General features: G+C 35.8%; 17 protein-coding genes. 9 read left to right on the top strand and 8 right to left on the bottom strand.

Features of this window, described 5'->3' with window-relative positions; all coding sequences use genetic code 11:
* The first annotated feature begins 161 nt into the window (after positions 1–161).
* The 6 genes from CHSO_RS04615 to CHSO_RS04590 all read left to right on the top strand — a co-directional run bounded on the left by CHSO_RS04615 (position 162) and on the right by CHSO_RS04590 (position 7071).
* On the top strand, positions 162–1541 hold the full coding sequence (locus CHSO_RS04615) for an NADH-quinone oxidoreductase subunit N (RefSeq protein ID WP_045492861.1): 1380 nt from the start codon (positions 162–164) through the stop codon (positions 1539–1541).
* 141 nt (positions 1542–1682) lie between these two features.
* On the top strand, positions 1683–2459 hold the full coding sequence (locus CHSO_RS04610; protein WP_052480484.1) for a hypothetical protein: 777 nt from the start codon (positions 1683–1685) through the stop codon (positions 2457–2459).
* Between the two features lie 17 nt (positions 2460–2476).
* Positions 2477–2929, top strand: a complete 453-nt coding sequence (locus CHSO_RS04605; RefSeq protein ID WP_045492858.1) for a hypothetical protein — start codon at positions 2477–2479, stop codon at positions 2927–2929.
* Between the two features lie 13 nt (positions 2930–2942).
* Entirely contained in the window at positions 2943–3599 is a 657-nt protein-coding gene (locus CHSO_RS04600) for an ankyrin repeat domain-containing protein (protein ID WP_045492855.1), read from the top strand.
* 17 nt (positions 3600–3616) lie between these two features.
* Positions 3617–4537 (top strand): hypothetical protein, encoded by a 921-nt coding sequence (locus tag CHSO_RS04595; protein WP_144428849.1) that lies wholly within the window; start codon positions 3617–3619, stop codon positions 4535–4537.
* A 221-nt stretch (positions 4538–4758) separates the two neighbouring features.
* Positions 4759–7071 carry a GAF domain-containing protein gene (locus tag CHSO_RS04590; RefSeq protein WP_045492850.1) on the top strand — a complete coding sequence of 771 codons (2313 nt, stop codon included), beginning with the start codon at positions 4759–4761 and terminating at the stop codon, positions 7069–7071.
* A 10-nt stretch (positions 7072–7081) separates the two neighbouring features.
* Here the strand turns inward: CHSO_RS04590 and CHSO_RS04585 are convergent, their stop codons facing one another.
* Positions 7082–8005, bottom strand: coding sequence for a bestrophin family protein (locus tag CHSO_RS04585; protein ID WP_045492847.1), 924 nt, complete (start codon positions 8003–8005; stop codon positions 7082–7084).
* Between the two features lie 16 nt (positions 8006–8021).
* Positions 8022–9197 carry a Pycsar system effector family protein gene (locus tag CHSO_RS04580; protein WP_045492844.1) on the bottom strand — a complete coding sequence of 392 codons (1176 nt, stop codon included), beginning with the start codon at positions 9195–9197 and terminating at the stop codon, positions 8022–8024.
* A gap of 26 nt (positions 9198–9223) precedes the next feature.
* Here CHSO_RS04580 and CHSO_RS04575 point away from each other — a divergent pair, with 26 nt between their 5' ends.
* Positions 9224–12940 carry a metallophosphoesterase gene (locus tag CHSO_RS04575; RefSeq protein WP_045492842.1) on the top strand — a complete coding sequence of 1239 codons (3717 nt, stop codon included), beginning with the start codon at positions 9224–9226 and terminating at the stop codon, positions 12938–12940.
* A 128-nt stretch (positions 12941–13068) separates the two neighbouring features.
* The gene (locus CHSO_RS04570; RefSeq protein ID WP_144428848.1) at positions 13069–13524 is read left to right on the top strand and encodes a hypothetical protein; all 456 of its coding nucleotides are present in this window, start codon (positions 13069–13071) and stop codon (positions 13522–13524) included.
* A gap of 64 nt (positions 13525–13588) precedes the next feature.
* Here the strand turns inward: CHSO_RS04570 and CHSO_RS04565 are convergent, their stop codons facing one another.
* The 5 genes from CHSO_RS04565 to ruvX form a co-directional block, all read right to left on the bottom strand.
* The gene (locus tag CHSO_RS04565) at positions 13589–14467 is read right to left on the bottom strand and encodes a hypothetical protein (RefSeq protein ID WP_045492836.1); all 879 of its coding nucleotides are present in this window, start codon (positions 14465–14467) and stop codon (positions 13589–13591) included.
* Positions 14468–14524: 57 nt separating this feature from the next.
* Complete coding sequence (gene mazG / locus CHSO_RS04560) at positions 14525–15292, bottom strand: nucleoside triphosphate pyrophosphohydrolase (RefSeq protein ID WP_045492833.1); 768 nt, start codon at positions 15290–15292, stop codon at positions 14525–14527.
* 254 nt (positions 15293–15546) lie between these two features.
* A complete protein-coding gene (locus CHSO_RS04555; RefSeq protein WP_045492830.1) occupies positions 15547–16104 on the bottom strand; it encodes a DUF5606 domain-containing protein in 558 nt (185 codons plus the stop codon).
* A 76-nt stretch (positions 16105–16180) separates the two neighbouring features.
* Positions 16181–16753 carry a peptide deformylase gene (gene def / locus CHSO_RS04550; protein ID WP_045492827.1) on the bottom strand — a complete coding sequence of 191 codons (573 nt, stop codon included), beginning with the start codon at positions 16751–16753 and terminating at the stop codon, positions 16181–16183.
* Positions 16750–17166: a Holliday junction resolvase RuvX gene (gene ruvX, locus CHSO_RS04545; RefSeq protein WP_045492824.1), complete on the bottom strand. Its 417-nt coding sequence runs from the start codon at positions 17164–17166 to the stop codon at positions 16750–16752. Before ruvX ends, def begins: the two co-directional genes overlap by 4 nt.
* A gap of 116 nt (positions 17167–17282) precedes the next feature.
* Between ruvX and CHSO_RS04540 the strand changes: the two genes are divergently transcribed.
* A complete protein-coding gene (locus CHSO_RS04540) occupies positions 17283–17759 on the top strand; it encodes a SixA phosphatase family protein (protein WP_045501883.1) in 477 nt (158 codons plus the stop codon).
* A 269-nt stretch (positions 17760–18028) separates the two neighbouring features.
* On the opposite strand, the gene CHSO_RS04535 is transcribed toward CHSO_RS04540, so the two are convergent.
* Positions 18029–19573 carry a serine hydrolase gene (locus tag CHSO_RS04535; protein ID WP_045492821.1) on the bottom strand — a complete coding sequence of 515 codons (1545 nt, stop codon included), beginning with the start codon at positions 19571–19573 and terminating at the stop codon, positions 18029–18031.
* Positions 19574–19588 lie beyond the last annotated feature (15 nt).

Here is a 19588-nt window from a genome sequence, read left to right as displayed (position 1 = left end):
AAAATTAAAAGATTTAAAAATTAAAAAAATAAGAGATTAAAAGAGACAAAGAATAAAGAGAAAAGAACAAAGACTTTAAGAACCGGTTTTCGGATATTATTCAAACTTTCAATTTTTAACTTTATACTTTCAATTAAAATCTCACATCTCAAATCTATATTATGAGTGTTTTAATTATTGTTTTCCTAACGGCAGTTATTGCGTTATTTTCAGGAGTTTTCGAACAAGGAAAATTCGCAAGATACATTGGGATTTTGGGTTTAATCATCGCATTGTACGTAAGCTTTATGCCTGAATGTTCGTTCTTCGATCAATACAAGCATATGTATGAATACAGTGCCAATACTGCATTATTCACCAAATTATCCATTGTAACAACTTTATTGTTATTCTTCTTGGGAGGTTTTGCATTCAGCAATCACAGAAGCCACCAATCAGAATTATATGCATTGATGCTATTTGCATTATGTGGAGGAATTGTTCTTTTCGGATACCAGAACCTGGTTACCATGTTCTTAGGTGTTGAAATCCTTTCTATTCCATTATATGTAATGGCAGGTGCCAACAAAACTGATCTGAGATCAAACGAAGCTTCAATTAAATATTTCTTAATGGGTGCATTCGCAACAGGTTTCTTACTTTTTGGAATCGCATTCATCTACGGAAGCGCTGGAAGCTTTGATTTATATAAAATCCATGACTTTGGAGTAGCAAACGCTTCAAATGTAATGTTCATCTTAGGGGTATTGCTTATCCTTTGTGCATTGGCATTTAAAGTAGCATTAGCACCATTCCACATGTGGAGTCCTGATGTATATGCAGGATCACCTTCATTAATTACAGCATTCATGGCGAGTGTGGTAAAAATCTCAGGATTCTTCGCTCTATTCAGATTGATGACCATCGGATTTGCCGGAGTGACTCACGAATGGATTAATGTTTTAGGAGTATTCTTAATCATCACTTTATTGTTGGCAAACGTAATGGGTCTTGCACAGACAAATGCAAAAAGAATGTTGGCGTACTCTTCAGTATCTCATGCAGGATACATTGGATTGGTATTCTTCGGAATGACAAGCCTTTCTACTTATAACTTAGCGTTCTATTTATTCGCTTATGCTTTATCTACAGTAGGAGTGTTCATGTGTCTGATCTGGGTAGAGAAATTAAAAAGAGAAACTTCTTTCGGAGCGTTCAAAGGATTGGCAAAAACAGAACCTTTATTGGCAACAGCAGCAGCCATCTCCATGCTTTCAATGGCTGGAGTTCCGCTAACGGCTGGTTTCATGGGGAAATTTGCTTTATTCTCTCAGGCAATGAACGGAGCAGCTTTCTTGGTATTAGTAGCAGTGTTAGGTTCTGCCCTATCTATCGCTTACTATTTAAGACTGATTATCGCAATGTTCTTCTTTAAAGAATCAACATTCAAATCATCAGAAAAAGTAACACTTACTTACAATATTGTTGCAGTATTTGTAATTGTAGCAATTATCGTTCTGGGTATCTTCCCGGATCTGTTTGCAAAAGTGTTCGGACTGTAAAAAGTTATCCATACAATATCAAAAACCTTTCAGAAATCTGAAAGGTTTTTTTGTACTTCTCTATTTCTTCTCCGCTAAGGGAAATTTTGTTATTTTTAAAACTGAATACAACTAATACTCAAGAAAAAGAATTATCAAGACATGGAAGAAATAAAAGAAAACACAAACACCCCTCAAAACTCGAGTAACAAAAAGAAAAAAAGAATTATTATCATCACTTCGGTTATCGTCATTATCGCAATATTAGGCGGGTTTGTATATAAATATTTTGAAGAGAAAAAGAATAGAGAAAATGAGATTACTCTAGCTGATGACTCTGCTACAGCGGTTGATTATGCATATGGTACTTTTCTGGCTTCTGATGAAGATTATAAATATTGGGCACCTTCCATCTTTGCCACTCATGCCTATGACGAGATTGAAAAAGATTATAAAAGAGCTATCGTTAAAATTTTCATGGATAATAAATATACTGAAACCGGAGAATATTTCCTGTCGAAGATAGAGACCCGTGGAAAAAGCACATTTGCTTTTGGAAATTTTACAGGTAGTGTTCAGAAAAAACCGGATATGGCATTTTTAGTTGAAAAATCAGATTATGCCAGCAGCGCCTTATATATTATTTCTCACGATGGGAATGTTCTGTACTGGAAAGAATATTCTCAGGAACTTCCTATCATCAATTCATTTTCACAGGGAAGCAAAATCTTCATGGATAAAATGGAACTGGAACCTTCTCCCCTGGATGGCTTAATCATCAAAAATAAAAATGATAAACGGGTTGTACTCTATGATTCCAAGACCAAAAACTTTGAGAATTTTTATCAGTATACCAATGATGATATCAAAGCCGCGAGAGAAGAAGCATCCTATCGTGGTGATGAAGACATAATTGTTGCGGATAGCATCGCGCGATAAAATATCAAAAGAAGAAAGTGAAAAACCTCATCATCTTATTCTCATTTTTAACTCTTTTTTCCTGTAAGAAAGACAATCATCAAGTAATTGTTCAACCCACAGAAAATACAGGAGCTCCATCTCAGAATAACCCAACAAAATCTATAAGTCCTCCGAATCATTGGAATGGGCATTATCATTTTGAAGCCTCAAACAGAGATCAGATTAAAACGAGCTATGACATTACGATTAATTCCTTAAATGATATTTCAATCCAAATTAATGAAGATGGAGATCAAGAATCTTATTCTCATATACAGGCAGAAACGCTCAATGATGATAAAATAAAACTGATTTTCAACCCTTCATTAGAAGATGAAATGGGAATTATTTATATTGAAAAATCGGATAATATCTATTTAATTTCCGGCTATCCCATCTATTTTATTAACCCGGGAAATAATGAAATGCCTTTAATAAAAGAAAAATAAATACTTTTGGTGTATGATAAAACATGTAGTAGCTGTATTAGCCATAATTTCATTAGGGAGTTGTAACTCCAAAAAAGAAAAAAAAGACCCCCAGCCAGAAGTTGAAAAAGTAACCCTAAAAGATACTACAGCAAAACCTCAGCAAATTGTTGAAACTTCTTCTCAGGATCAGGAAGATCATTTAAAATATAATCAACTTGGATTGGCTGTAAAATCCGGAAACATTGAAGAAGCCGGAAAACTATTAAAAAACGGGGCTGATATTAACAATGCTGCAGAAGATGAATACTATGCTTATGGAGCTTTGTATATTGCCATCAATACAGGAAATGAAGCAATGGTAAAATTCCTTATAGACCATAAAGCGGATCTGAATACACAGATCAATGATGAAGGATATTCTCTTCTTATAGCAGCTATCAACTCCAAGAATGCAAATATGGTGAACCTATTGATACAATCCGGAACGAAAGTTGAAACATTTACCGATCCCGAAGGAAACAAAAAATTTATCCCTTTATTAGAAGCCACTCAAGGCAATCAACTTGAAATGATTACATTATTGCTTGAAAAAGGAGCAGATCCTCACGAAATGACTTTTGAAGGCTTGTCTGCCTATAATTACGCCAAAGAAAATAATAAAAGCATCTTTAGCTTATTCAAAAAATAGTCAATCCAAATCATGATATGACAAAGAAAACAATTCTAGCATCTCTATTCATTATTTCCCTTTTATCTTCTTGCAAGAAGAAAACGATGGAACAAAAAATAGAAAATCTTCCTCCAGCACAAACTACAGTTACAGCAGCTCCTTCTCAAGAAAACATCGCAGATATGGAAAATAATTCTTTCACTCTCAGCTGTGGTTCAGGATGTGCAGCCACTTACACAGCTGAAGAGATTTCCCAGGATAAAACTTCTGTAAAGGTAAAGTTCAAGGTGGAAAACTATATGAATGACAAATTGGAGGAAACCAATGAAGAAACCTATCTTTTTTACTACAGCAACACCGGGGAAATTGATAAAATCATCAATGAGGAAACCCAAAAGAACATTCTGGATGAATATATCCTCAATGCTCAGGAATCATTCAAAGAATTTGCAGCTTCACTCATTAAAGATAAGAAGGTTGAAATTCCACAATCAAAGGAACAGAACAACTCTGCCAATACAAAATACAGGATATCTGCTTTACCTTTCGATCATGAGGATTATTATTCCACATGTTATGTAAAATTTGATGAAAAAGAATGTGCAAATAGATATCCACGGTATTCTTATCCTGAAAACAAAAATATTCTTGAGGAATATGGGATCAAAGATACTCCCACCAGCTTCTTCATGCTTCCCAAAATCAATAACCTGCAGCCTTTTATTCTTGGGTATACGGATTCTGATGTGGAAGGTTACGACCTGATAGTGGCTACAAAAAACAAAGTGATTTCATCATTGCAGATTGCAGAATTTGACGGTGAGACAGTCAACGACTTCATCATTACCAAGAATTTTGAGATTGAACTCTACACAAGAAAAAATACCACTGAAAAAAGGATATTGAAAAAGAAATATAAAATACAGCCAGACGGCAAGCTTAAACAAGCGTTATAATATACCGCAAAGAAGCCTTACAATTTTATTCAATTATTCTTCGAAAGATAATCTCACTGCAAACATTTTTAAAAAGTAAATCAGAACCATTCAATGTTATATACATTTTGACTATTTCTTCAAAAAAACTGAACAAAATAACTATAAAGAATCATTTTCACAAATCTGAAACACAATTGGAAATACTCTTTTTTTCATAACTTTACTCTAAATTTCAGCAATTGACCAATCTTTACAAAAAAGACTCTCCCTTTCAGGTTTATATATCATTCAAAAAATATTTGGATGTGTTGGAGCATATCCGTTATAATGACCGCCTGGAATATAGGGCTAATTACGCTGAATCTCTCATTGAGAAAACAAAGAATTTTAAGGAACTGAAAGATGGCTTTCAGGACATTAGTCTTTTGGAAAAAAATGAAGACCTCATCAGATTACTTCTTGCTGACCTCTTCCCTACCGGACTTACCAATAATGAAATAAAAGCGGCAAGTATTCCTCTTTCCAATATCACCTTCAATTATACCGAAAGATTTAAAGGAATACTGAAAGATGCAGGAAAAGACTTTGAGATCGAACTCAGAAATATTAATGATAATGAATTTTATGTATTCTGTTGCTGCCTGATTCTTCAGTCTTATTTTAAAAAGGATATTAAAAGCACTATTCCTTTTTATTATGATATTCCCAATAAACAGGGAATCATGAAACATTATAAAATTACAGTAAATTCAGATTTTACTGAAATTTTTCCTACAGAAGAAGCCAAAATCCCTTCTGATGACACTCTGGATATGCTGTTGGAAAATCTGGATGATTTTAAACTGTGGAAAAAATATTTTCCCTCACAATCTTGGATACTGAAAGGATTTACTATTATTTCACTGGTAGACTGTACGTCTGAAGTAGCACTTTCTGACCTGAAATCAAGCATGATTGAGATTGATCCCGAAGATTTGAATCCCAATGAAAATCTGACTGAAATTTTCAAATCCTATTTTGATGTTCCGGAACTCAGCTTCGGACTGATGACCTTTAACAAAAAAGAGCAGAAACTGGATAAACTTCCTATTTATGAGAGTCTTCTGACCAATCATATTCTGGATTTCTGGATCAACGCTTTTGACGAAGATACGCGTAAGAGTACGTTTAATAATTTAAATCACAATTCAAAACCCGTTGTTGTTTCCAATGTAAACAACCTGGATGAAAATGTAAAACAACTTCCTTCCTTTAGCATTTTAAAGGATAATAACGTTAACAGTTTCATGGTAATTCCTATCATGAAAGATGCTGAACTTCTTGCAATCATGGAGTTCACTTCTCCTATTACCGGAAGTTTCAATGGCTTAAAACTAAAGAAGCTGGAGTTTTTTTCAGATATGATTCTTTTCTCTCTGAGCAGGTTCTATTTTGAAAAAAATTACCAGATAGAAGCTATTATCCAGCGTGAATATACTACTATCCACGATAGTGTAGTCTGGAAATTCAGGAATGAAGCTGAAAAGTACTTTACCGCATCACTGGGGAAAAAAATATATACTTTAAAACAGATTTCTTTTAAAAATCTCACTCCGCTATTCGGGGTTTCTGATATCCGTTCTTCTTCAGAGAAGCGTTTTAATCTGATGCTTCAGGATCTTAATCAGCAGATTGAATGGCTGAATGAAATTTTTGTACTCACAAATTCCGATTCAGAAAAATTTTTACTGGCACTGGATATTTTTGAGAATGAATTAAACAATGAAATCAAAGCGGATACAGAACAGCGTTTTCAAAGATTATTAAGGGAAGAAATTCATCCTTTTTTACAGGGAAAATTGGAAGTAAGAAGCTCCAGAGAAATAAAAGCAAAGATTAAAGATTATTTTTCACACATCTTTGCACCTACAGATCTGTTTTATCATCACAGAAAAAACCTGGATGATTCTATCACACTGGTCAACCGAAAGCTGGCAGATTTACTGGACGAAAGCCAGATAAAAGCGCAGGAAATTTTTCCGCACTACTATGAGAGATTTAAGTCTGATGGTGTGGAGCATAATCTGTACATTGGATCTACCATCGCTCCTGAGCTGCACTATACCTCAAAAGTTGTCCACAAACTGAGATACTGGCAGTTGAAAACCATCTGTAAAATGGAACTGGAGTTTCAGTCGTTCAAAAAAAATCTTCCTGTACAGCTGGATATTGCCTCACTGATTTTTGTGTATAATGAAAAAATAGACATCCGTTTCCGAATGGATGAAAAGCGCTTTGATGTAGACGGAGCCTATAATTCCTACTACGAGATCATTAAAAAACGTTTGGATAAAGCGCATGTGAAAGATTCTTCAGAACGCATCACCGCTCCCGGAAAAATCACCATCGTGTATTTCGGAATGGAAAATCAAAAAGAATACCTTGACTACATTTCCAAACTTCAGAAAAAAGGAGTTCTACAAAATGATATAGAATTCCTAAAGGTTGAGGATCTCCAGGGAATTACGGGATTGCTGGCACTGAGGGTTTCTTTTACGCTTCCTCAGGAATAGAAATCAATTTTTAATCCACAAAATAAGTATCCGGCTTCTCCAGCTCACCTTGAGAGATTCCTGCCTGTTCAAAAATAGAAAACTCAATTGTGCGGCAAATACTGTTCAGGGCAAGGTCATTTTCTTCTTCACCAAAAGGCTCACCAATCTCCTGAATAATAGCATCAAGAGCGATAAAGGTATAGCTGATTAACAAAACAATTAAAGGCATCATCCACCCCAAAGAATCTACTAATCCGAAAGGAAGCCAGAAGCAGTAAAGATATACAGTACGATGTAGAAGAACGCTGTAAGCAAATGGTAACGGAGTGTTATAAATTCTCTCACATCCACCAGAAATATTAGAAAACTGATTCAGCTGATGATCCATAGAAGTCATCACAATGGTATCAATATTTCCTTTTTTATTCTGTTCGTTAAGCCAGTCTGCAATAAATCCAAGAATAATACTTGGAATAAATTTTTTATTCTTCACCTGTTCCAGTTGTATAGGAGAAAGAAGTCTCTCAAGATGTTCTGTTCCGGATTTAGCTCTCAACTGGAAGTTAAGCGACCAGGAAAATGCAGAGATTAATTTAATGATTTTCTCTTTTTCTTCTTTAGCATCGGGAGAAGAATCATTGACTAGGGATAAAATCTGTCTCGTCAAAGATCTGGTTTCAATAACAAGAAGTCCCCAAAGTTTTCGCCCTTCCCAGAAACGGTCATAGCTCGCAGAATTACAGAACCCCATAAATATAGCAAGAGCCAGTCCTATCAATGTAAAAATCGTAGGATTCAAATGTACTTTATAATCAAAGATTCTCCCTTTGAAAATATAGATAGCCAAGGAAAACAGCGTGATGATGCTAAGCTGAACAACAATTTTCTTTAATACAGAGCCTCTCCATATAAATAACATTTTCAGCCAATTCGTTCGCTGTCTGACTATCATCTGTATGTATTTTTAATTAAAGACTAAGAAATGCGTACCCAAAAGATAAAACGGAAATAATAATTCCTGCCATAAATATCTTATAAGTAATGGATAAAAGCTTATACTTTCTGTCTAGCACCTTTCCAAGATAATACAGATCCTTCACCATAGAATCATAAATATAATCCCTGTCTTTGATGAGATCTCTCATTGCATTATGATAATCATCAAACAACATCTGCTGAAAATTCCCGAAGAACAGTAGATTCACTTTTCTGTTGGAAACATCCTGATTGGTAAACGTAGTCTTCGTTACATTTGGCTTTGTAGACAGAATCGCAAATATAATGGTGAGAACACTGGATAATAGCAATATAAAACTCGGCAAGATCAGGTGAGAGTTTTTAGGAGCATCCAGCTTTGGCACCAGTACCGAAAGACACACGGAAATAATAATCGCATTTACAGACAGCAGGATATTCGCTTTACTGTCTGCAATATCACTTAGTCTTGTATGGTTGTTCAGCGTTACCCTGAATAAGGTATCCACACTTCTGTCTGATTTTTCTTTATCTTTTTTGTTATCAGATTTAGTATCCGTATTCTCTTTTTTCTCTTCTTCTTTTCCCAGCTTCTTCTCGATCTTCTTGATATTTTTCTTTTTTAAAGGTTCCCAATTTTCTTTAGCATAATCGGTATAAAAAGTATGCTTGTTTTTAAGCATATCCAGATTTCCCGCATTCCATTCTTCATTAGAGAAGCATCTTACATTGGTAAGTTCCCATTCTTTTCTTAACGCATCAGAAATATCATTGTAATCATGACCGGCAAAATGGCTGAAGTCAGCATCTTTTACAATTTTCTCCAGTAAATTCTGAGGAACATAGGTAATTTTAGTCGCCAGAATCAGTTTCTCCACATCTGAGATATAGCTTTCCGGATAATTTTCCTGATGAAGAAAGTTCTTCATAATCTCTACTCCCCTTTCTTCATGGTTCATGGCACATTCTATATATCCTGTATCATGAAACCATAAGGCCACAAGAACTTTTTCCTGATCTTCTTCAGAAACAGGGGTATGCTTCATAATCTCCTCGGCTTTATTCACCGTATAGGCAGTATGAATAAAATTATGATAAAAATATACTGAAGATAACTTATCTTTGAATAAGATTTCAACATAATTTTTAGCGTTGTCTAGAATGTTCATTCCTGAATTTTTGTTAATGTAAATTTATGAATTTATCCTTTAAAACTCATCTAAAAAATACTTCTATTGTTCTGAGAACAGTAATGTCTGCCGGAGTGATGTATTCCTGCGCAACATATAACGTACAAAAAGGCAAAAACTTATTCGAAGTAAAAGATTCTGAGATAAAATCTGAAAATGATTTTAAAATTTTCCTGATTGGAGATGCCGGAAATGCAGATGAACCACAAGCACAGAAAACTCTGAATTTACTTAAAGGCAAGCTGGATTCCGCAGACAGCAACTCTATGCTGATCTTTCTTGGAGATAACATCTATCCCAGCGGAATGCCCAAGGAATCTGATAAAGGCTATGCTTTAGCCAAACAAAAACTGGAAGACCAGCTTGCCATTACTAAAAATTTTAAAGGGAAAACTCTTGTCATCCCTGGAAACCATGATTGGTATAGTGGCTTGAGCGGATTAAACGCTCAGGAATCATTGGTAAAAAAATATTTTGATGATAAAAAGGCCTTCCTACCTAAAAATGGCTGTCCTATTGATGACATCAGCATCACTAAAGATATTAAACTGATCGCCATTGATACGGAATGGGCAATTACCAACTGGGACAACTATCCCGGAATTAATAAAAACTGCAACATCAAAACCCGTGAAGACTTTTACACAGAATTTAAAGATCTTATCATTAAGAATCAGGGTAAAAAAATTATTGTTGCCTTACATCATCCGATCATCAGCAGTGGAACCCACGCAGGATTTCATTCAGCAAAGTCGCACCTTTTTCCTCTGAAAAGTAAAATACCGGTACCGGGAGTGGCAAGCCTTATTAATATTCTTAGAAGCTCTTCAGGAATCAGCCCGGCAGATATTAACAATCAGCACTATACAGAGCTAGCCAACAGACTGAAAAGTATTGTGCAGGATAAAGATAATGTCATCTTCGTTTCCGGGCATGACCATAATTTACAGTATCATGAAGAAGAAAATATAAGACAGATCATCAGTGGTGCAGGTTCTAAAACAGATCCTTCTACCATTACTGAAAAAACAGACTTTTCCTATGGTGGAAACGGTTTTGCCGTCCTTAATCTCAGAAAAGATCAGAGTACCGATGTGGAATTTTTTTCCACAAAGGATGCTAAGCTTCAGAAATTATCACAGATTTCCGTGATATCCAAGCCTGATGAATTTGTGAATAATTTTCCCAATACATTCCCAGCTACATTCTCTTCCAGCATCTATCCGGTTCAGCTCACCCAAAAAGGTGGTTTTTACCGATGGCTTTGGGGAGATCACTACAGAAACTATTACGGAATTCCTATTGAGGCCCCTACAGCCAATCTTTCTGAGCTAAATGGCGGTTATATCCCTTTCAGAGAAGGAGGAGGAAACCAATCTAACAGTTTAAGGTTAAAAGCTAATGACGGACAGGAGTTTGTGATGCGTGGAGTGAAAAAAAGTGCAGTACGGTTCCTCAACAATATGGCTTTCCAAAAAAGCACATTGGGAGAAGAACTTACCAATACTTTCCCGGAGAAATTCCTTTTGGACTTCTATACCACCAACCATCCTTTCACTCCGTTTACCATAGGAAATATGTCAGAAAAACTGAACATTTTCCATAGCAATCCGAAGTTATATTATATTCCCAAGCAGCAGGCTTTAGGAAAATATAATCAAAACTATGGTGATGAAATGTATATGATTGAAGAACGTTTTTCTTCAGATCCTAAAACATTGGCCTACCTAGATCATGCAAAAGATATCGTCTCTACTGACGATGTCCTGAAAAACCTGACCAAAAACTACAAATACTCTGTAGACAGGGAATCCTACATCAGAGCAAGATTGTTTGATATGCTGATTGGTGACTGGGACAGGCATTCAGATCAGTGGAAATGGGCAGAATATGAAAAAGGTGATAAAATTGTCTATAAACCGATTCCAAAAGACAGAGATCAGGCGTTCAGTAAATATGACGGGGCGGCATTCAGACTGATCATGAATGTTCCGGCTATCCGACACATGAAAACTTTTACAGAAGATATCAGCAGCGTAAAATGGCTGGCGATGGAACCGTATCCTATGGATCTTGTTTTTTTAAAAAGTTCTAGTCAGGAAGAATGGGAAGCTCAGGCAAAATACATTCAGGAACATCTGACCGATGCAGATATTGATGATGCATTCCACAACCTTCCTAAAGAAGTTCAGGATAGCACCGTAGCAGAGATCCAGAGAAAACTTAAAATAAGAAAAACAAAACTGCAGAAATACGCATCCGATTATTATAATGTCCTGCAGGAAAAAGTTCCTTTGGCAGGAACCGTGAACCCAGATAAGTTTGTCATTACTAAAAACGGACACTCCGTTCTTGTACAGCAATATAAATTAGGGAAAAACAAAGATAAAAACGAACTGGTTTTTGAAAAGACTTATCATGATTCAAAAACAAAAGAACTTTGGATTTATGGGCTGGAAGATGATGACATTTATGAAGTAGTAGGATCCGGCCGCCCTAAAATGAACATCAGACTGATTGGTGGCTATAACCATGATGTGTATAATGTGGCCGATGGAAGAAAAGTAAAAATCTACGACTTCGCCTCTCAAAAAAACACCTACAATGCAGGAAACACTACCAAAAATATTGCAGATGATTATGAGATAAACACCTACAATTACAAACATCCAAAATACAATGCATTTGCTGGGTATCCTAATTTGGATTATAACCCGGATGACGGCGTTATTGTTGGTGTTTTGGCTAATTATACAGTGAATAACTTCATCCGTGATCCTTTTACTCAAAGACATAGTTTAAAAGCCAATTTCTATACTGCTACTGCCGGGTTCAGCCTTATTTATAAAGGTGTTTTCAAGAAAGCAGTTTCAGGATGGGATTTTAATATTGATGCGGCTTATACCACTCCAAGATTTTCACAGAACTTTTTTGGACTGTCCAATGAAAGTCCGTATGATGAAGAAGGTACGGAAAGAGAATACAACAGAGCAAGAATTTCAAAATTCAATGTTGCCCCTTCTATCTCCAAAAAAGGCTGGATGAATTTTAGTCATCAGATGCAGCTTACATTTGAAGATAATAAAGTACAGAGAAAAGACGGCCGCTTTATCAACACTTCCCCAGATGTAAGACAAGAAGTTTTTGACAGCCAACAGTTCTTGGGAGCCAATTATACATTCAGCTATAAAAATGCGGATAACCCTGCCTTCCCAACTCTGGGTATGGAATTGATGCTGAATGCCGACTGGAAAGCTACTTTTTCAAACTTCAACAGAAACTTCCTTACGGTAAAAGGAAGATTCGCGATTGACCACAGAATTGATAAAAAAGGGGTTTTCGTATTTGCCAATGCCAGCAATGCCATGTGGATCAACAATGATAATTTTGAATTCTATCAGGCTGCAGCTATTGGCGGTAACAATGGTATGCGTGCCTTCAGAAATGAAAGATTCTCAGGAAGATCTTATTTTATCAATAATTCTGAGATCCGTTGGGATTTTGGAAGAATCAGAAATAATATTATCCCTGCCAATCTGGGAATCCTTGTAGGTTATGATGTTGGCCGTGTATGGAATGATGGCGAATACTCCAGAAAATGGCATCAATCAGTAGGTGCCGGGATTTGGCTAAGCGTCGTGGAAATGATGTCTGCCAGACTCAATTATTTCTATGGCGCAGATGGTGGACGTATCTCTGCAGGAGTAGGAATGAAATTTTAAATAAAAAATAATTGTTAATAAAAAACTCAGGAGTTTCCTGAGTTTTTCTTTTTTAACGAACATAATAGTTTTATATTCAATACGTTTTTATACTTTAGCTATAACAAACAATGATAAAAAAGCACACAATGAAAGCACTCATCACTTCACTTAATATTATTTTGGTTTTATCAAGTATTCATTGCCAGAACCAGAGCAAGAATGGAAACATTGAAAAAAATTCAACCGTAAATGCTCAACAAACAAAAATTGAAAAAATAGAATTAACTGAACAAACCAGAGGCTTTCATACCATAATTACCTTCACTCCAAAGTCTAAAACCTCTTCTTTTAATGGTGAGGAAAAGCAATCTCCTATGTCTTCATCTGACTGGGAACGTATCTCAAAACAGGCTTCAGCTATTGATTTATCTAAAGTATCAACACTTGAAGCTCCTACTACAGGACGACATTCCGATCAGGCTATGATTGCCACTCTTATGATAACAAGTAATGGTATCACTTATACTTCTGCAAGTTTTGATTCCGGTAACCCACCAAAAGAATTGAAACCGCTGTATGATGAATTTCAAAGGAAACAATAATAAAAAATCCCATGGAACAGTCTAGTCCGTGGGATTTTTAGTTTATCTATTTTATTTTCAAAGTCTATGGTTTAAGAGAAAACTGATAGACATTTCCGCCTTCATCTTTCCCTTTTTCATCTGCAATCATTAAAGTCTGGTCATTAAGAAAAACAATCGCTTCTTTCTGTGAGTTATGATTTAATGGAATCTTATTAATCTTTGCGGTACTGAAATCATCAGCATTAAATCCTGTAAGAACATGTACATTTTTATGCGTCAATAGCACAATCTTATCTTTTGTACTGTTAATGGTTGCGGAAGTAATAGCGGCATCATTATATCCACCCTGCAGCTTCAATTTACCAATCAGTTTAGCTTCAAAAGCTCCTTCTTTATTAGGTACTTTAAAAACAAGGAAAGTTCCGTCAAACCCCTTGCTTCTGTTCTTGGTGAAAAGATAGAAGTTACCATCCATCTCTACAAAACCTTCACAGTCATACAGCAAATTTGATTTTTTCGGTGGGAATTCCGTTTGTCCTTCATAATGGAATTTAGTCGTTTGAACAACTTTGGTAGTCGTTTGGGTAATATCTTTCAGATCGGTTTTTAAAATAGCCAGATCCTGTCGGTTGTTATCATTATTTCCGAAATCCCCGATGTAAATATTTCCCTGAGTATCTGATATAATGTCTTCCCAGTCTGTATTTTCAGCATTTTCAACCGGAACTTTAGCCATCATCTGCCCACTGTCATTAAGGCCATATATCGCATTTTTATTTCCTTTGTCCTCTATGACCCAGATTGTTTTTTTATCTTTTGACAAAGTAATCCCGGAAACTTCCTTTAATTTTTTAGGTAAAGAAAACTGCGGCTTCAGAGTATCACCCTGAGCAGGTGAATTCTGGGCTTTTGGATTACAACTCAATAAAAGCATAGCGGGAAGTATAAGAAAACGTAGCATATTTATTTTTTATTTTTTAACTGAATATAAGTAACATTAATTGTTCCAATCCGGAAATTATGATAACTGTTTTGCCTTTTCCCAAAGAACATCCATTTCTTCAAGAGACATGTCTGCAAGCTTTAAATCCTGTTCTTCGGCAAGGCCTTCCATCTTCTTGAATCTTGAAATAAACTTCAGATTGGTTCTCTCCAATGCAGAATCCGGATTGATCCCTGAAATTCTTGCATAGTTGATTAACGAGAAAAATACATCTCCAAGTTCCTGCTCCTTTTTGTCTAAATCTGTCTCTGCATGAAACTCCTGAATTTCCTCATCTACCTTTTTCCAGGCATCTTCCGCATCATGAAACTCAAAACCAATCCCTTTTACCTTATCCTGAATTCTATACGCTTTTACCAAACTTGGGAGGCTTTTCGGAACACCCCCTAAAATAGATTTGTTCCCTTCTTTAAGCTTTAGCTTTTCCCAGTTCTGTTTTACTTCTTCCTCATCTTTCACTACAGTATCTCCATAGATATGAGGATGACGGAAAATCAGTTTTTCATTTAGGGAATTGATGACATCTGCGATATCAAAACTTTCTTTTTCTGAGCCTATTTTAGAATAAAAAACAAGATGAAGTAATACATCTCCCAATTCTTTTTTAATCTCCTGCAAATCTTCCTGTAAAATGGCATCGGAAAGCTCATAGGTTTCTTCCAGAGTAAGATGACGAAGAGATTGTAAGGTCTGCTTCTGATCCCACGGACACTTTTCACGCAAATCATCCATAATATCCAGTAATCTCCCGAAAGCTTCTAGTTTTTCCTGTTTTGTATTCATAAGTAATTGGAAATTCAATATTATACAAATGTAAGGGTTATTCGGACACTATTACAAACGTTGAGAGTGAAAGTTACGAGGTACGGGGTTCATGATAGTGTGATAGAATATTTGTTTAAACCTAACAGGTTTCGAAAACCTGTTAGGTTTTTGGAATAGATTCTTTGTTCCACTCAGAATGGCTTACTAATTTTTATACACAAAAAAACCTCATCATTTCTGACGAGGTTTTATATGGTAAATTCAAAAATGAATTATCCTTGTTTTCTATGCGTACTTTTAGGAGCTGATTTTGCTGCTGAAGTAGCTTTTACTTTTGGAGCTGCCGGTTTTTCTGCTTTTGGAGCTGCTTTTTTAGCATCTAAATCTAAGCTTACTTCTTCTGCAGGCTCACCATCTAAAGTTTCAGGTTCTGCCTTTACGAAGCTTTCAGGAGTGATGTATCCTGCTTTCTGAAGAGTGTTGTACCACTGAGCCAATTTCTTGATATCCGAAGCATATACTCTTTCAGTATCGTAATTAGGAAGAGACGCTAACATAAAGTCTTTCAAATCTGCATCTGAAGATTTGTGAGAAATTGTTTCTTTGTAATCGTTGTTTTTTGCAATATTTTCAAAAACCTCGAACAATGGAACTTCTTTTTCAAATGTAAACATTGCGATATTATCTAATAAGCTTACCTGGCTTGAGTTTCCAATGCTTACTTTTTTCTTGTTGGTAACATCTTCAATGATGAATCCGTTTCTTAATTGAGAAACTAATTTGTAAAGTCCTGGTTTTCCAGAAATTGAAATTATTTTTTCTAACAGCATAATTTTATTTTTTGTAAATTCTGCAATCAGCGTTAAGCTTTTTGCTTTTTATTATTTCTTTTAATCCTTGTTTAAATTATTTCGGAAATCTCATTTTGTAACCGATGCTTACATCCCCCTGAGAGATTTTTGACAGTTTTCCTTTTACCAGCTTCTTCTTCAAAGCACTTAGGTGATCGGTAAACAGAATCCCTTCAATATGGTCATACTCATGTTGAATTACGCGGGCTCTAATATCGGAAAAAGTTTCTGTATGTTTCACAAAATTTTCGTCATAATATTCAATAACGATTGTGCCCTTTCTTTTCACATCTTCTCTTACATCCGGAATAGACAAACAGCCTTCGTTGAACTTCCATTCTTCTCCTGATTCTTCAAGGATTCTGGCATTGATGAATACTTTTCTGAATTCTGCCAACTCATCCTTAATATCCTCATAATCCTCATCTTCCGCAAGAGGAGTTACGTCTATCACAAACAGACGGATATCCAAACCGATCTGAGGCGCAGCAAGACCAATTCCGTTTGCACTGTACATCGTTTCGAACATACTATCTATCAGTTCCTGTAATCCGGGGTAATCTTTTTCTATATCTTTTCCCACTTTTCTCAAAACAGGATCCCCAAAAGCTCTTATCGGTAATATCATTTTAATCTTTGTTCTAAAAAATTCTGCAATATGATGGTTGCACTTACTTTATCTATTAATCCTTTTTCCTGTCTTTTCTTCTTGTTTTTTCCGCTTTGGGAAATAAAGAATGAAGCCATTTTGGAAGTAAACCTTTCATCAAAACGATGGACTGCAATATCCGAAAATTCTTTTTTAAATGCTTCAATGAATTTTAAAATATCGGTTTCCACCTCTGAAAGATTTCCTTTCAAATCTATGGGAAGTCCAATCACTACTTCATCCACCTTATTTTCATTGAAATATTTTTTTAAAAATTCCATTAAAACACGGTTCTCTACAGTCTCCAGCCCACTGGCTATAATCTGCATATCATCCGTCGCAGCGATGCCACAACGGGCTTTTCCGTAGTCTATTGCAAGGATTTGTCCCATAAGTCTGCAAATTTAGTAAAATTTACTGATTTTATTCATTACGCAGTTTTTTTATATAAATCATGTTTTATTCCATATTTTTTTTTATAATTTTAATCTTCCAAAAAACAGACTATATGAAGAGACTCATCCTCGTAAGACATGCGAAAAGCGACTGGCCGGAAGAAACGGAGGATTTTGATAGACCCTTGGCAGACAAAGGCCTGCAGGATGCCATGAACATGTCCAGATTCCTTAAAAACAATAATATTTCTATCGATTATTTTGTATCGAGCCCGGCAGTCCGAGCTTTGAATACCTGCAAAATTTTCAATCAGGCTTATCAGCTGGATTGTACTACAAATGAAAAATTATACAATCCTTCGGAAAGAAATTTTGAATCTGTAATCTATGATCTGGACGACAATCTGAGTTCGGTTGCTATTTTCTCTCATAACAATGGTATTTCCAATTTTGCCAATTCCATTTCGGAAGATATTTTTCATTTTCCAACCTGTGGAGTAGCCGGTTTTGAAGTAGACTGTGAATCGTGGTCTGAATTTGACGGTGCCAAAAAGAAACTCCTTTTCTTTTATGAGCCAGGGAAAATATAACTTTATCCCGATTTTTCTTTACACCATTGTCTTTATACTCTTTTTTCATGTCAGAAAAAGGAGAATACCTATTTTGAAACCATTGCCATCAATGATGTAAAATTATCTGCCACTCCCAAAACCGAAAGCTGAAGGGCTGGCAAAAAATTTATTTTTTGACGGGGTGGTTAAGTTTCGGCTAAAGCCCTTATCCGCTGTATATAAAAAAGACGGGCTAAAGCCCGTCCCTATTGAATATCTTTTATGACTTTCATCTTTCTTTCCACTATTTATTTTCTTTTCAGATCCAGATCATCAAAGTCAAAACTGAAGTCTGTAACATCAGAAATTGCTTTTAATTTTGCAGACTGAGCTTTTCCGTTTTCATCATAATCGAAAATAATGTATGCATCAGCGTCATAGCTTCTATCATCCCATTTAATAATGAATGAATTATTTGAATATGGCAGCAGTTCTCCTTTTAATCTTGGCGAGTTTTTACATGAAACTCTATAGGTACTTCCCTGCTGAGCAATTTCCACATCGCCAAACCAAACATCATTATAAGTTCCTGTAAACTGTTCTGCTTTGGGTTGAAGTGCTTTTTCTTTTTTAAAGGCATCAGATTTAGCGTAAGCCTCTTTCTTTTGTTTATCAAATTCTGCATTCACTTTTGCCATTCTGTCTCCATACGTTTTCAGCCAGTTTCTATCCGCCACTCCAAGGTAAGAATCTTTAACCGTATTGGTAATAGTGTTGAACGCTGCTCCAGACTGCTGATTCGTTAATACCACAATTCCTAATTTAAGATCAGGAATGAGAGTAAACTGGGTTACAGTCCCAATTAACCCTCCTGTATGCTGTACTTGTTTGTGCCCTTTCACATCGCTTAGGAACCAGCCTAAACCATATCCATAAAAACTTGTATCATAAGGATTTTTAGCCGCTACTTTATCCGGAATCTGTAAGCTCCAAAGTTGTTGAACATTTTTATCTGAAACTAATTTCTTACCGTCTTTTGTGGTGAAATTGTTTAATAAACATTCTGCCCAAGTTGTCATGTCTTTAATATTACTCATGATTCCTCCGGCAGCATTACCCGTTTCATTCCAATCGTGAGGAACGGCAATGGCTTTTCCGTCTACAGGTGCATGAGCATCAATTTTATTGGTTACAGCTTTAGCCCTGTTGTAGCTTCCAAAACTGGAGGTCATTCCTACTGGTTTCATGATCCTTTGTTCAATAAATTCTGCCCAGCTTAATCCGGAAATTCTGTGGATCACTTCACCGGCAACAATGAACATGATATTGTTATAATCTAAAGTTGTTCTGAAAGGATTTTCAGGTTTCAGGTATCTTACGTTGTGAACAATATCATTAACGGTTAAACTTCCGCCTTCCGGAAAAAACATAAGGTCTCCCTGTCCCAACCCTAATCCTGCTCTGTGAGTAATCAAATCTTTGATCGTTACATTTTGAGAAACGTATGGATCATACATCTGGAATTCAGGAATATATTTTGAAACTTTATCGTCCCAGTTCAGTTTTCCTTCATCTGCCAGAATCGCTAATGCTACGCAAGTGAACCCTTTGGAGTTGGAAGCAATTCCTACTAAAGTGTTATCATCCATTGCCTGTTTTGAGGTAAGAGAACGCACTCCAAATCCTTTGGAATAGGTAACTTTTCCATCTTTTACAATTCCTACCGACATTCCTGGAACATCAAAGGTTTTCAAAGTATTTTGGATCAGATCATCCAGTTTTTTCTCTTCAACCTGTGCATTCGCCAATCCTACGGTTAAAAGAAAAATGAAAAAAGAAAATTTCTGTTTCATTATTTTTTAATTTTC

It is taken from the genome of Chryseobacterium sp. StRB126, assembly GCF_000829375.1.
Lineage (GTDB): Bacteria > Bacteroidota > Bacteroidia > Flavobacteriales > Weeksellaceae > Chryseobacterium.
Note: the sequence above shows the minus strand (reverse complement) of the source record. Positions and strands in the feature narration are given on the sequence as shown.